The organism is Streptomyces sp. NBC_01267 (assembly GCF_036241575.1).
GTDB lineage: Bacteria > Actinomycetota > Actinomycetes > Streptomycetales > Streptomycetaceae > Streptomyces.
Window position 1 is genome coordinate 301,664 of record NZ_CP108455.1, and the last position, 13,694, is coordinate 315,357.

Consider the following 13,694-nt stretch of genomic DNA (forward strand, 5'->3'; position numbering starts at 1 on the left):
CGTCATGCCTCCTCCGGACGGTGGACGACGAACGGTCTGAGGTTCCCGTAGAGCCCCCATGGCCCGCCCGCGACGCCGACGCCGCTCTCCTTGATGCCCGCGAAGGGCTGAGCGAGGGACAGTTCGGCGTGGTGGTTGATCCACGCCGTCCCGCACTCCAGCCGGTCGGCCACAGCCTCGGCCCGGTCGAGGTCCGTTCCCCATACCGATCCGCCCAGCCCGAAGGAGGTGCCGTTGGCGGCCTCGACGGCTTCGTCGGTGCTCCCGTACGGCAGCACCGGCAGGACCGGACCGAACTGTTCCTCCGTCACCACCGGGCTGTCGGGCGGGACATCGGCGAGGATCGTCGGGGCGTAGAAGTAGCCCGGCCGGTCCAGCCGGTGGCCACCGGCCACTGCTCGGGCACCGGCTGCCAGGGCCTGGGCCGTGCAGCGCTCCACCCGGGCCAGTTGGGGGGCGTTGTTGACGGGGCCCAGTTGCGTGCCCGGGTCGAGGCCGGCTCCGACAACGGCGGTCTTCGCGCGCTGCGCGAGGGCCTCGACCACGTCGGAGTAGAGCCGGGCCGGGGCGTAGACACGTTTGACCGCCATGCAGACCTGTCCGCAGTTACGGAACGCCGCCCAGAACAGCCGGTCCGCGATCAGTTCCACGTCCACGTCCTCCAGCAGGACGGCGGCGTCGTTGCCACCCAGCTCCAGGGTGACCCGGGCGAGCGACGCCGCCGCTCCCTCCGCGACAGCGCGTCCGGTGGGAATCGAACCGGTGAAGGTCACATGGCGGATCCCCGGATGGGAGGCCAGGCGGGCGCCGAGGGGTTCATGACCGGTGACGATCGTCAGTACGTCCTCGGGGAGGGCCGTGGCGATGACGGACCCCAGCACCCGTGTGGCCAAGGGCGTGAAGGGAGAGGGCTTGAGCACCACCGTGTTGCCTGCGGCGAGCGCGGGCGCGAACTTCGCCGACGCGAGCTGGAGGGGAAAGTTCCACGGGACGATCGCGGCGACGGGCCCGAGCGGTCGCCAGCGGATCTCGCTGCGTACCGGTCGGCCGTCCCTGATGGGCCGTGGCCTGGGGGCCAACTCCGCGAAGTAGCGCAGGCGGGCTGCCGTGCGGGCGATCTCCGCGTACGACTCGGCCAGGGGTTTGCCCTGTTCACGGGTGAGCAGCGGAGCGAGGTCGGCCCCGGCCGCCTCCACTGCGTCGGCTGCCGCGAGCAACGAGGTGGCACGGGTGACGGGGTCGGCCCGCCAGCTTCGCCAGGCCTCGTGGGCCCGGCCTACGACGGCATCCAACTCCTCCGGCTGCTGCTCGGGAGCCTCTTCGAATGCCTCGCCCGTTGCCGGATCGAGGACAGCGAAGCACTCGCCGAGGGTTCCGGGAGCGTGGCAGGGCTCACGTGTCGCCATGCCGGCGGTCAGCTCGCGGTGGTGACGGCAGCCGCGGCTTCCCGGGCGTGACGGTCCATCTCCGCCCGGAAGGCGGCCACCAACTGCGGCTGGATCCTTCCGGTGTTGCGGTCGCCCCCCTCGCAGACCGCCCCACGCACCCCCACGATGTCCGTGCCGATGCGGGTCAGCAGGCCGAGGTCGCCCGCCTTCACGCTGCCCGCGAGTGCGGCGAGCAGACCGGCCTCGTGAGCCAGCCGGACGAACTCCGCGCAGGCCTCCGGCGGAACGTGGTCGAACAGCCGCGTCCCGTCCTTGACAGCGGTGTCGAGCATGGCCGCGTCGCAGCCGGAACGACGGGCGATGTCGGGCAGTGCGAGCGGGTTGACGCAGCCGATCCGGTGCGCGTCGGCGTAGCCCGATGCGACGACGAGAGCGTCCGGCCGATAGTCCTTCACTGCCCGGACGACCCCTCGCATGACATCGATGGCCTGATCGGGCGTCGTACATCCGTAGAGGCCCACCTTGATGTACGTGGCTCCGGACACAGCAGCACCGAGCGCCGCCTGGGCCACCGTGCCGGGCTTGTACGGCACGTCTCCCACGGTGGCGGACACCGGTTTGTCCGCCGGGACCGCGTCGCGGATCTCTCTGATGACCCACGGATAGTTCGCGCCGAGCGAGCCCTCGTCGGGCTTCTTGACATCGACGATGTCGAGATGCTCCGCCGCCTTCGCGCAGTCGAGGGCCTCCTCGACGCTGTCCGGGGAGATGAGAAGCAACAACGTGGACTCCTTCCCCCGCATGTCCACCTGGCCAAGAGGCAAGTGCGCGGAGTCGACTGGATCCCTTGCGGTCGGCTCATCATCACTGCGGCCCGAGGGCACCGGTAGGGCGTGCGGAGTCCGGGCGGGTGTTGGCACGGTGTACCCAGTGCGCCGTGCACGCCGGTTCGAACCCGCTCCCGCCGAAACACGACAGAGCAAGCCGCGGACGACCTGACCGACGCCTCCGCCACGCTGAACGACGTCACTCAGCCGACGGACCGGATCAGCCGGCACGAACGGCCTGATCCGGTCCCACATCCCCTCACCGGTCACCAACCGGACAGACACACCCGATCAGCCGACCGGCCGAGCAAAGAGGCACGGGCTAGCCGACGGCCTTCCAATGGTCGTACGCGCTGACCATCTGGTAGGTGCGGTCGGGGCAGTAGAAGGAACTGTCCGGCGAGTCGTAGGTGGTATCGGAATTGGCCGACGAGGCGGGAGTCCAACTGCCGTTGATCCGGACCGTGATGTTGCTGGACTCGAAGGTCTGGCCCGCCATGGCGTCGCAGGAATAGGCGCGGCCGGAGCTGCCCACCTGGGAGTACAACTCGTCGATGTCCCAGCCGGTGTCGCGGCCCGACTGGTTCTGGCCCGACTGGGTGAAGAGGGTGTCCCAGGAACCGGTCCGGTAGTTGTACAGCGCAGCGGTCCAGGAGTTGGTGGTCGCGTCGGTCTTCACGACACGGCCGGTGTACGCGCTGGAGGACCCGTCCGTGTAGGTACCCAGGAAGGCACTGTCGATGGGCACCGATGCCTCGAAGGTGACGCTCTGGCACCAGTCCCAGGCCGAGACCGATCGACCGGACAGCGTGTAGACGGTGACCAGTTCGACGCACGAGCCACCGGCCGGGTACATCGTGGGGGTGTAGATCGTCGTCGAGCCGTCCTGGATGTTCAGCTGCGTGGACACGGACTGGGTGGCGCAGGAGCCGTCACTGCCGTTGATCGCCTTGAAGGAGGTGCCCTGGGCCGGGTGTATGTCCGTCAGCAGACCGCGGTCGGGCGCGCCACCCCCCAACGGGCCCTTGTCGGCCACCCCTGAGGCGGGGTATCCGCGGGCCTCACGGTGGGCTCCGGTCAGGCCGGAGAGCTGGTGGTGCACCTGGTCGCGGGACAGCGCCCCGTGAACCGGGCGGCCGGAGTTGGCGGCTGCGGACGTGCAGACGTTCGCGGCCTGTTGCCGCGTGGTGGCGGCGTGACCGCCGGTGGGTGCCGCGGCTGCGGAGGCACTGCCGAGACCGCAGGCCAGGATCAAAACAGTGGCGGCGCCGAGCGCGGCCGCCATGGAGTTCAGACGTCTCACGGGGTGCGTTCCTCTCAAGGGTGGGGGCCAAGGAGTACGCAGAAACCATGCTCATGACAGAACGCGGAGTCAATCGAAACAGGAATCCTTGCCCAGCTCTTGTCCGATCAGCGTCACGACGAGCACGAGGAGCGGACCGGAGATCGCACCGAGGTTGCCCGCCATGCGCCGCGCCGCGCTCCGGGGACAGGGCACATGACGAAGTGTGAGGGGGATGACAACACTGCGGGCGCGCAGCAACACAGGTCTTGTTCCCACCCGTTGGGGTGGTGGGTCCCGGGACCCGGCCCTGTCGGCGCTTCTCCGTTCACCAGGTCAGGGAGCGACTGTGTCACGGATGGCCTGGAGCGCGGCTTCGAGGGTGGGCGCGGTCAGCTCGTGGCCGGAGAATCCGTCGTCCTCGCCGGGGTCGACGGTCCAGCCCCAACCGGTCTCCGGGTGCCCGTCGATCGTCGCGGCGTGCCGGCCGACGTGGACGGTGACCGACAGGTTCCCGGCGGGGAACTCCTTCACATCGGGGTGCGTGTCGCCGAGGACGCGGCGGATCGTGTCGCGTGCTTCCTGCTCTGTGGTCATGGGGTTCCTCCGGGGTGACGGTGAGGACGGGCGTGCGGCCGTCCGGATCGTGAGGGTGCGCCGACCCACGGTCAGGGTCGGGGAGCCGGCTCCGGGTTGTCGGTCGGTGTCCCAGCGGGTGGGAACCAGGTATCGACGTCCACCGGGAGACTCTAGAGGCCGGGGCCGTCCTGTGATCGCGAACGGGGCCGAGATCGGATCACTCCGATCGTGACTGTGCGGTGGAAGGCGCAGACCCCTTCTGCCGTGCCGGACGGCGACGGTTCGGGGGTCTTGAATTGGTTGAGCGTGCGCTCGGCCTCGTTGCGGCTTCTACGGATCTCGCCGTCGACGGTGGCGGGCCGGCCGCCTTGCCCCACCGGTCAGATGTGACGAGGAAGGCCAACGACCGCATCCGCCTTCACCGATGAGGTGGCCCTTGCAGGTCGGTCCCCCGGGATCGCCCGAGTCGCAGAAATCGCTCTCGACGTGATCGTCCAAATCCCGGATCGGAGCGACATTATGCTGTCCACATGGTTGAGTCGTTGCCCTCCGTGGTCGCGGGTCGGTGGCGGCCGAGTGCCGGGTTCGTCGTTCGCGCAGGGCGTCGCACGCTCGTCGAGTCGTTGTATCTCCTGACCGCGCCTTTCACCGCCGCCGCCGGTCTGCTGCTGATGGTCGGCGGCCTGTGCGTCGCAACGGTCGGTTCGTTGTTGCCGGGAGGATCGCCCGTAGCGGCCCGTTCTCTGGCACTGGCGCGGTGGTCCGGCGATCTGGAGTGGTGGCGGATCGGCACGGTGCGTTCCCGGACCGACGGCACACGAGGAGCGGGCCGGCGGCCCAGGTCGAAGGAGACGGCCGACGCGACCGGCCCGGGGCTGTGGCTCGACCTGGCACACGCGGTGTCGGTGCTCCCCGTCGTACTGGTCACCTCGGTGGTGACGGTCCTGTGGTGGTTCGTGGGAGCCGCGACCGCCACGTACCCCCTGCGCATCCAGGTCACCCCCGGGTCGCTGCGGCCCATGACCCTGTACGCGGGCAGCGACCGGTCCCACATCGCCTTGAGCCTGGGACTGACGGCGCCGACCGAGCGGCTCGTCTTCGCGATCACGGTCGGCGTGCTGCTGCTGTTCACCCTGCCGCTGGTGACCCGGGTGTGCGTCGCCGCTCAGGCCGGTCTCGGGCAGGCGCTGCTGTCCAGCACGTCCGTGTCGCACCGCCGGACCGGCAGATCGGGGCAGGGGCGCGACACCGCCCGTGGACAGGCCGCCGCAGCGGTGACGGCCGAGGCGGTCGCCCTGCGCCGGCTCGAACGCGACATCCACGACGGCCCCCAACAGCAACTGGTCCGGCTGGCGATGGAACTGGGCCGCGCCCAGCATCACTTCGACAGAAAGCCGGAACTTGTCCGGGCCGCACTCGCCGACGCGGTCGTCCAGACCCAGGAGGCGCTGGACGAGCTACGGGCCCTGTCACGCGGCATCGCCCCGCCGGTCCTCACCGACCGAGGACTGCGCGAGGCGCTCTCCGCTCTGGTCGCTCGCTGCGTCGTACCCGCCGAGCTCGACGCCGGTCCGCTGAGCCGCCAGTTGGACGCCGGCGTCGAGACAGCCGCGTATTTCGTGGTCGCCGAGGCGCTGACGAACGTGGCCAAGCACAGCCACGCCCGCCGGTGCACGGTCGGTATGCGCCACACGGGGGAAATCCTGCGGGTCCGGGTGACGGACGACGGAGTGGGTGGTGCGGCGTTGGCCAAGGGACACGGGCTGCAGGGGTTGGCCGACCGGGTGCACGCGGTCGGCGGCCGACTGCGCGTCGACAGTCCCGAGGACGGCCCGACGACGGTCACCGCGGAGCTGCCATGTCGCTGACCTCGGACGAAACAACGCCTGGAGCACCGTCGTACCCCGCGCACCGGGATCCGCTGCGGATCGTCGTCGCCGATGACGCGGTGCTGCTGCGCGAGGGCCTGGTCCGGCTGCTGACCGAGGACGGTCACGAGGTGGTGGCGGCGGTCGGCGACGGCCCTTCCCTGGTCGAAGCGGTGCTCGCACACCGCCCGGACGTGTCGGTCGTCGATGTCCGGATGCCGCCGACGCATACGGACGAGGGCCTGCGGGCGGCGGCCACCGCCCGCAGACAACTGCCCGGCACCCCCGTGCTGGTACTCAGCCAGTACGTGGAGGTGTCCTACGCCGCCGACCTGCTCGCGGACGGTTCCGGCGCGGTCGGCTATCTGCTCAAGGACCGGGTCGCCAAGGTCGAGGAGTTCCTGGACACCCTGGACCGCGTGGCCCGTGGCGCGACGGTGCTCGACCCACAAGTCGTCGCCGAGTTGCTGGCCGGACAGCGGCGGGACGACCCGCTGGGCGCACTGACCGCGCGTGAACGGCAACTGCTGGCGCTGATGGCCGAGGGCCATTCCAACACGGCCATTGCCCGGCGAATGGCGCTCTCCAACAGCGGGGTGGAAAAGCACATCGGCAACGTCTTCGCGAAGCTCGGCCTACCGCCCGATGACGCCCAGCACCGCCGGGTGCTCGCCGTTCTCGCCTTTCTCAATGCCTGACGGCGGCCTCTCACCATCCGCCTTCGAAGAAGGCCAGAAGCGCAGGTGCCGGGTCGGCCGTGGTAGTCGTGTTCGCCACAGCGACAACGATGACGACCAGGGACAGCAAGGCCGAGACAAGACCGAACGACCTGAACACGCGCCGTGTTCGTCTGTCGGACGCCCCGGTTCTCGCAGACCTCCTCCACGACACCGCACTCATCCCGATGAGGACGACCGCCACCGTCGTGGCGGCCACGGCTATCACCGCGTGGTACCGGGAGAAGTCACTGACCATCACCTCCAGAGCAGGCGGAGTTCGGTCACCGGTGTTCGGGTAGTCGGCAAGGTGCTGCCTGACCTGGCGGAGCGTATCGGCGAGTTCCCCGTGGGGCGCGTGTACCGGCAGCATCGACAGCAGCGAGGAGAACGGCGCCGTCGCACCCTGGATGTTGGCCATGACCATCGCCGACGAGAACACCGCGAGCGCCGTGACGACAGCCGCGGCCGACGCGAGAGCGAACCTGCTTGCCGCCCCCAGCCCCCCGGCCCGCAGAAATGCCTTCCAGAGAAGAGCGCCGAGCGCGATGAGCACGGCCAGCAGCATCGCAGCGATCACGGCTTTGACCACGTGGTAATGACGCCAGTAGTCGACGGCCCGCTCCAAACCGGGGGGAAAGGTCCGGTCGCCGGAACTCCAGTAGTCGACGAACGACTTGGAGAGGCTGTCGATGAGGCCTTGCTGACCGCCGAAGCCGCCGCCCGACGTGCTCGCCGCCAAGGGGCGAGGGGCGAGGACGAAGGCCGGGACGAGGGCCGTGGCGAGAGCGCCGAGCACAGCGAATGCGCGACCGGAACTGCCTCCGGATCGAGAGGGTCCGTGCCTGTGGGTGGGTCGTGCCGTTGTTGTCATGCTGATGACCATTTCGCAGCGGCGCTCGCCCGGTCACTACGGTCCGCCGCCCACTTGGGGTGTGGCCTGCCACACCCCCCAGCCATGGTGTGACTCCGCGATGGCGTGAACTCCGCATGTGAGTCCGCCGTTCTGTTCACGTGGCCGGTGAGCGGCGACTGCACAGCCCACGATCCGACCATGACGACATCTCGAACGGCCGTCACCAGCAGGTTCATCAGAAGGCTACGAGTTGGCCCAGGCGCGCGTGGACAGCACCAGCAGATAGCCGTCCGGGTCCTGGACCGTCACACCCCAGGTGTCCCAGTACGGATTGTGCGCCGGCACTCGCTTCCCGCCATGGCGTTCGAGCCGGTCCACCAGCGAGTCGGGCACCGGTTCGCCGAGGTAGATCACCAGCAGGTCCTCGGGGGTCGGCTGCGGGTCCACGGGGGCGGCAGGGTCGTGGACGAGTTCCACATGCCAGGCGGCATCGGGCCAGCCGACCATGAGGAGCGAGTTCCTGCCCGGAGTGCCGTCCGCCTCATGCCGGTACTGGACCTCAAGGCCGAGACCCGAAATCCAGAAATGCTCCGCCGCACGGATATCCCGTGTCGGACGGGCGATGCGAAGGTGAGCCGTGGCGTTGGCCGGCATGTGCTGCCTCCTGGTGGCGTTCGCTCTCCACGGGCTGATGGGTGTCACAGAGCCTAGAGACCAAGTGATCGCGCGCCTATCGGACGCTGGTCCTAAGCCTGGCGTGATCGTGAGAAGCCGCCGTCTCGGGGATGCGGCCGTCGGGCACGACCGCGACGCCCTCGTACGGACCGCAGCCGGGTGATGGCCAACATGCGCAGGCCGCGGCCCACACTCACCGGCCGGGAGCGGGACATCCTGGCGCAGCTCGCGCAGGGCCTGGGCAACCGCGACATCGCGAAGGCGCTGTTCATCAGCGAGACAACGGTCAAGACCCACCTCGGCCGGATCTACAACGAGCTCGGCGTGGACACCCGTACCGGGGCGGTAGCGGTGGCGAAGGAACAGCGGCTGCTGTCCTGAGACGGGTTTCCTTGTGGGCGAGAGAGGTGGTCGACGACATCAGCCACGAGGTTCTGCGCATCCGGTTCCCTGAGTTCCGCCGCTACTCGGGCTCGCTCTGCCGACCGGCGGTGCGGATCGCGGCCGTCCAGGAGTCGACCCGCCGGCACTTCTTCGTGGTGACACCGTCGAGAATCACCTACCACGCGACACTAGCTTGCTAGAATGCTAGCATCACCTTGTGAGTGACGAAGAGGTCAAGCAGTTCAACGTGTACTTGCCGGTCGGGCTGATCAAGCAGGTCAAATATCACGCCATCGAGTCGGGCTCGTCCCTCTCGGCGTTGGTCGCAGACGCCTTGCGCGCCTACCTCGACGACACCCATCGGCAGCGGCAGCAATCGTCCGAGAAGGAGATCTGACATGGCGACCGAAGGCATCGAGGCCGTGTTCTTGACGACCCACAACTGGGGCAAGGCGGCGAAGTTCTTCCAGGCGCTGGGCTACGAGTTGGAGTTCTCGACCGACCACAACTCCGGTCAGCTCCGCAATGGCGACGGACCCTACGTCTTCATTGCCGAGGTCCCCGAGGACCGGGAGCCCCAGACCCAGATCGTGCTGAAGGTTCCGGACGCAGGCACATTCCGTCCCGATCCTGCCGTCGAGGTGGTCACGCCGTTCACGGACACCCATTTCGGGACCAAGGAGATGACCGTCCGCGACGCCGACGGCCGGCTGTGGAGCCTCCAGGCTCCCGCCGAGAAGTGACCGCGACGAAAGGGGAACACCATGGCTGACGAACAGAACGAAGCGCCGGACAGCACCGCGGTGCGTACCGCCCTCTGGCGGGCGCTGCACGTACAGGCCGACCCGCCGCCGCACGTGATCGAGGACGAGGTCGGCCTGCAGCTGGTGGCCCCCGACGACGGCTGGCGGCGGCGCCCGGACATGGACCCGCGCGGCACCAGCGGGTTCCGGGCAGCCATCGTGGCCCGCGCCCGCTTCATCGAGGACCTGGTCGTCGAGCAGGCCGACCACGGCGTCACCCAGTACGTCGTCCTGGGAGCCGGACTCGACACCTTCGCCCAGCGCAGGCCGGAAATCGCCTCCCGCCTCCGGGTCTTCGAGATCGACCAGCCGGGCACCCAGGCCTGGAAACGCCGACGCCTGATCGAGCTCGGTTACGGGATCCCCGACTGGCTGCGGCTGGTGCCGGTGGACTTCGAGGCGGGCGGCGACTGGTGGCGGCAGCTGTCCGAATCCGGTTTCGACCCGGGCCGGCCGGCGCTCGTCGTCTGTACCGGCGTCACCATGTACCTCACCAAGGACGCCACCGCGGCCACCCTGCGCAGGTTCGCCGGGCTCGCCCCCGGCTCGACGCTCGCCATGACGTTCATGTTGCCGACCGAACTCATCGACGACGCCGACCGCCCCGCACTTGAGGCGACCAAGCCACAGGCACGGGCAGCCGGAACACCGTTCATCAGCTTCTACACCCCGCACGAGATGCTGACACTGGCCGGTGACAGTGGCTTCGAGGACGTGCAACACGTGCCGGGAACCGTGCTCGCCGAACGGTACTTCGCCGATCGGTCCGACAGCCTTCGCCCGTCAAGCGGCGAGGATCTGCTGGTGGCCACCACCTGACGCTCCTCGGCCGACCACCTGCCCGATAGGACGAGTTGGGGACACCGCCGCCGGCGCGGGAAGGTGTACGAGAATTCGAGTTGCCCAAGCGGTTGCAAACGCTGCGACAACTGGCGCTCGGATGTCCGCCGAACCGCAAACCGCCTCCTGGCCCCGGATCGGCAGCCTCGGCCCGGGAGGAACAAGGCACTCGCAGGGAGGTGCGTCAGCGCCTCACGACCGGACCACCAGGGCGGCCGTGCCCCCAACGGCACAGCAGTCCGCATCATCCCTGCGCGAGGCCACACCCCCTCACCGGGCCGTACGGAGACGACTGCACCACCACCCCGCAACCGCACCCACCAGGAGAGGGGCACTGACGAGTCCCAGGGCCAGAGTGCCCGAGATGTACACGGCCACCGGAACCGATGAACGGACGTCAGGATCGCCGGGGACGGTGAAGTCGAGAATCCAAAGGGCCGGCCCCGAGACAGCACACGTTGCCAGTGCCCAGCAGGCGCGAGCACGCCCCAGGAGCGCCCCCAACAACAAGGAAGGCACACTGCCGCAGACCACCATGCTCAGCATGACGGCAACGCCCGTCAGATCTGCGACGCCCGCAGCCGTTGGCAGCCAAGGGCCGACAACAACCACTGTCGCCCATGCCAGGGATGCCGAGAGGAGTCCGATGGATCTCCCCACGGTCGCCGCTTCGTGACACGCTGTCCTGCGTTCCATCCTCGCCCTCCCTGAACTGTTGAGCAGGATGCTCTCACTGGATTTGAACACGTTCAATCCATGGGAGTGAATCGACGCCGTTCCGGCCCGGCGAGCCACGTGACGCGTGACAGGACGCCACAGGTAAGCGCCGACGCAGCGACTGCCCGGGACAGGCGATCGACCGACAGCACACAGCGATGGGCGGGGCTACGGAAGGAGTACCCCGCCGTCGCTGACGGCGAAGCCGTACGCAGTTACAAAGAAGCACGCACCCCGTTGTCCAGCGCGCGGTGGGCCTGGAACCCCTTGACCCTGGCCCTGGCCCTTCAGGAGAGCAGAGGCGAGAATCGGGGGCTTCCACGCCGGTACGGGTCGCGGACACCACGTAAAGGGGGGAGGGTTTCTTCCCGGGAGAGCTCCTTCCCAGGATGAAACCCTCCCCTTTTCATGATCCCCACCCGGTGTGAGAGTCGATGGTGCGGATGCCGGAAGGCGGCGCAGTCACCCCGCAGGTACAGGGAAGCGGGAAGCCGTCAGGCCCTGGCGAGTACACCCGGCCCTGGCCCTGATCTCACCCCGTACACAGGAGTAGCCCCCCATGAGCAAGATCATCTTCGTCACCGGTGCCGGTCGCGGGCTCGGTACCGACATCGCCCGCCAGGCCCTGGCAGCCGGCCATGAGGTCGTCGCCACGGGGCGCCGCCCCGAAAGCGTCCTGGACGCGCTCGGCGGTGAGCAGGACAACCTGCTGGTCACGGCCCTGGACATCACCGGTCCGGACTCCGCCCGGTCGGCGGTCGACGCCGCGGTCAGCCGATTCGGCCGTATCGACGTGCTGATCAACAACGCCGCCACCTTCCAGGCCGGATATTTCGAGGAGATCTCCGACGCCCAGATGCGGGCCCAGATCGAGACGAACCTGTTCGGCCCGATGAACGTCACCCGTGCGGTCCTGCCCGTCATGCGCGCCCAGCGCTCGGGCCATGTCCTCACCATTTCCTCGATCGCCGGACTGGTCGGCCAGGAGTTCTGTGTCGCCTACGCCGCCTCCAAGTTCGGCGTCGAGGGCTGGATGGAGTCTCTGCGCCACGACCTGGAGCCGTATAACATCCGCACCACGATCGTCGAACCCGGCTTCTTCCGCACCGAACTGCTCGTCGACGCCTCCACCAGCTGGGCAGAGCTCTCCATCGACGACTACGCCGAGCGCACCAGGGCCGCCAAAGCCATGTGGCAGTCCATGAACGGCCAACAGGCCGGCGACCCGGCCAAGCTCGCCGACGCCCTGCTGAAGGTCGTCGACCTCGGTGAGCCGCCGCTGCGGTTCGTCGCCGGCGACGACGCGATCGCCACCGCCGAGGCGCGCGGCAAGGAGATCAGCGAACAGGCGACCACCTCCCGCACCCTGGGCGGCGCCCTCGCCCACGACGACGGCGCCGCCTGACCCACTCGTCGCACCCCCTCCCCTGCCACGGACAAGGAACACGCCATGAAGTTCGTCAAGCCACAACCCACCGGCAAGGGCCCCCAGGACTGGTTCGACGGAGACGTCTGGTTCGACGTCATCCACACCGGCCAGGAGCCCTCCCGCATCCGCGCCAACATGGTCCGCTTCGCACCGGGCGCTCGAACCGCCTGGCACCACCACGCCGTCGGCCAGACCCTTCACGTCGTCGCAGGCATCGCCCTGATCGGCACCCGCGACGGCACCGTCCTGGAAGCCCACCCCGGCGAGACCGTCACCTGCCCGCCCGGCGAAGAACACTGGCACGGCGCCACCGAGGACCGGTTCATGCAGCACCTGGCCCTGTGGGACAGCACCGCCCCGGACGACGACCGCCCCGAGACCACCTGGCTGGAGCACGTCACCGACAAGCAGTACCGCGCCCCGCGTACCCCCGGTCGCTGACCGGACACCACACCTCCCCCGGTCAGTTGCCAGTACCGGCCGGCACGCATGACACGCCCCGACAACACCACCGCAACTGACAGGACAAGCCACCTGTCGTTGTCGGACCGGTCCCCGCATGGCGCCCTGGGCAACAGCGCCACATTCGCCGACCGCGACGCGCACCTGTCGGCACTGCGACCAGCCCGACCACCACCGGCGCCGTAACGACGACGCGGGTCCGGGTCCGTGATGTGGCAGGTACAGCCGACCCGTTAAGGATGGGCGCGCGGATTCTGTGTACTGCGTTCCGCGCGCGCCGGATCGAAAGGGGTCGCTTTCCCGCCCCGGCGATTGCCTCCACGAGTGATCAAGTTCGATGGACCATTCGACCAGCAGCGCCAAGAGTCCTCTGCCCGTGTGGGCAGGATCCCTCTCGCACCAATCGGAACCCTTTTGTCGCAGAAGAGAGGAATCTCATGAAACTCATCATCCGGACCTGGCTCACCACAGCGGTGGCGGTCGGAGCCCTCGCATCGGCCGTCGCCCCCGCCTCCGCCACCATCGGTACCGGCAACGCCCGCGTGGTGACCAGTGCCCACACGGTTGCGGCGAACCCAAAGGCGATCAAGCCTGCCGCGTACAACCAGGCGCGGAGCATTCTGGCCAACGCCGGGAGCCAGACGGCGGCCAAATCGCATCCCGTTCACGGTAAGGACGATGTGCCGGTCGGCTACGGAACCAGCCTGCTGGCCGCGGCACGTGACGAGTTCCGGCAGACCGACCAGCACCTTCCACCGAAGCAGAAGAAGTCGGACATGTCGATTCCGCACTACAACGCGATCCACAGTGCGGCGAAGACGATGGGCATCGACCGGTGGTGAGGCGGTAGACGTCGGTACGCAGAGCG

At 68.7% G+C, this 13,694-nt stretch carries 16 protein-coding genes and 1 pseudogene; 10 read left to right on the forward strand and 7 right to left on the reverse strand.

Annotated elements, in window-relative coordinates:
- Positions 1–2: 2 nt before the first annotated feature.
- From OG709_RS01575 to OG709_RS01595, 5 genes are all read right to left on the reverse strand, one after another.
- Positions 3–1,406 carry an aldehyde dehydrogenase family protein gene (locus tag OG709_RS01575; RefSeq protein ID WP_329164454.1) on the reverse strand — a complete coding sequence of 468 codons (1,404 nt, stop codon included), beginning with the start codon at positions 1,404–1,406 and terminating at the stop codon, positions 3–5.
- An 8-nt stretch (positions 1,407–1,414) separates the two neighbouring features.
- Positions 1,415–2,191, reverse strand: a complete 777-nt coding sequence (locus OG709_RS01580) for a (5-formylfuran-3-yl)methyl phosphate synthase (protein ID WP_326695661.1) — start codon at positions 2,189–2,191, stop codon at positions 1,415–1,417.
- Positions 2,192–2,537: 346 nt separating this feature from the next.
- A complete protein-coding gene (locus OG709_RS01585) occupies positions 2,538–3,518 on the reverse strand; it encodes a hypothetical protein (protein WP_329164455.1) in 981 nt (326 codons plus the stop codon).
- A gap of 69 nt (positions 3,519–3,587) precedes the next feature.
- Positions 3,588–3,713 (reverse strand): hypothetical protein, encoded by a 126-nt coding sequence (locus OG709_RS01590; protein ID WP_266644643.1) that lies wholly within the window; start codon positions 3,711–3,713, stop codon positions 3,588–3,590.
- Between the two features lie 120 nt (positions 3,714–3,833).
- Positions 3,834–4,094: a hypothetical protein gene (locus OG709_RS01595; protein WP_250304965.1), complete on the reverse strand. Its 261-nt coding sequence runs from the start codon at positions 4,092–4,094 to the stop codon at positions 3,834–3,836.
- 512 nt (positions 4,095–4,606) lie between these two features.
- On the opposite strand from OG709_RS01595, the gene OG709_RS01600 reads away from it, so the two are divergent.
- Both OG709_RS01600 and OG709_RS01605 read left to right on the forward strand, forming a co-directional pair.
- The gene (locus OG709_RS01600; protein WP_250304964.1) at positions 4,607–5,944 is read left to right on the forward strand and encodes a sensor histidine kinase; all 1,338 of its coding nucleotides are present in this window, start codon (positions 4,607–4,609) and stop codon (positions 5,942–5,944) included.
- A gap of 53 nt (positions 5,945–5,997) precedes the next feature.
- Positions 5,998–6,642: a response regulator transcription factor gene (locus OG709_RS01605; RefSeq protein ID WP_329169037.1), complete on the forward strand. Its 645-nt coding sequence runs from the start codon at positions 5,998–6,000 to the stop codon at positions 6,640–6,642.
- Between the two features lie 10 nt (positions 6,643–6,652).
- On the opposite strand, the gene OG709_RS01610 is transcribed toward OG709_RS01605, so the two are convergent.
- Both OG709_RS01610 and OG709_RS01615 read right to left on the reverse strand, forming a co-directional pair.
- Complete coding sequence (locus tag OG709_RS01610; RefSeq protein ID WP_329164462.1) at positions 6,653–7,459, reverse strand: hypothetical protein; 807 nt, start codon at positions 7,457–7,459, stop codon at positions 6,653–6,655.
- A gap of 300 nt (positions 7,460–7,759) precedes the next feature.
- Entirely contained in the window at positions 7,760–8,170 is a 411-nt protein-coding gene (locus OG709_RS01615; RefSeq protein ID WP_250304962.1) for a VOC family protein, read from the reverse strand.
- 174 nt (positions 8,171–8,344) lie between these two features.
- On the opposite strand from OG709_RS01615, the pseudogene OG709_RS01620 reads away from it, so the two are divergent.
- From OG709_RS01620 to OG709_RS01655, 8 genes and pseudogenes are all read left to right on the forward strand, one after another.
- Positions 8,345–8,572, forward strand: a pseudogene (locus OG709_RS01620) (response regulator transcription factor); the annotation flags it as partial.
- A gap of 26 nt (positions 8,573–8,598) precedes the next feature.
- A complete protein-coding gene (locus OG709_RS01625) occupies positions 8,599–8,775 on the forward strand; it encodes a hypothetical protein (protein WP_329164465.1) in 177 nt (58 codons plus the stop codon).
- A 17-nt stretch (positions 8,776–8,792) separates the two neighbouring features.
- Positions 8,793–8,972 (forward strand): CopG family transcriptional regulator, encoded by a 180-nt coding sequence (locus OG709_RS01630; protein WP_250304960.1) that lies wholly within the window; start codon positions 8,793–8,795, stop codon positions 8,970–8,972.
- Between the two features lies 1 nt (position 8,973).
- Entirely contained in the window at positions 8,974–9,318 is a 345-nt protein-coding gene (locus OG709_RS01635; RefSeq protein ID WP_329164468.1) for a VOC family protein, read from the forward strand.
- 21 nt (positions 9,319–9,339) lie between these two features.
- Positions 9,340–10,197 carry a class I SAM-dependent methyltransferase gene (locus OG709_RS01640; RefSeq protein WP_329164470.1) on the forward strand — a complete coding sequence of 286 codons (858 nt, stop codon included), beginning with the start codon at positions 9,340–9,342 and terminating at the stop codon, positions 10,195–10,197.
- A gap of 1,297 nt (positions 10,198–11,494) precedes the next feature.
- Positions 11,495–12,340 carry an SDR family oxidoreductase gene (locus OG709_RS01645; RefSeq protein WP_266644635.1) on the forward strand — a complete coding sequence of 282 codons (846 nt, stop codon included), beginning with the start codon at positions 11,495–11,497 and terminating at the stop codon, positions 12,338–12,340.
- Between the two features lie 45 nt (positions 12,341–12,385).
- A complete protein-coding gene (locus OG709_RS01650) occupies positions 12,386–12,805 on the forward strand; it encodes a (R)-mandelonitrile lyase (RefSeq protein ID WP_329164472.1) in 420 nt (139 codons plus the stop codon).
- Positions 12,806–13,263: 458 nt separating this feature from the next.
- Positions 13,264–13,668 (forward strand): hypothetical protein, encoded by a 405-nt coding sequence (locus OG709_RS01655; protein WP_250304956.1) that lies wholly within the window; start codon positions 13,264–13,266, stop codon positions 13,666–13,668.
- Positions 13,669–13,694 lie beyond the last annotated feature (26 nt).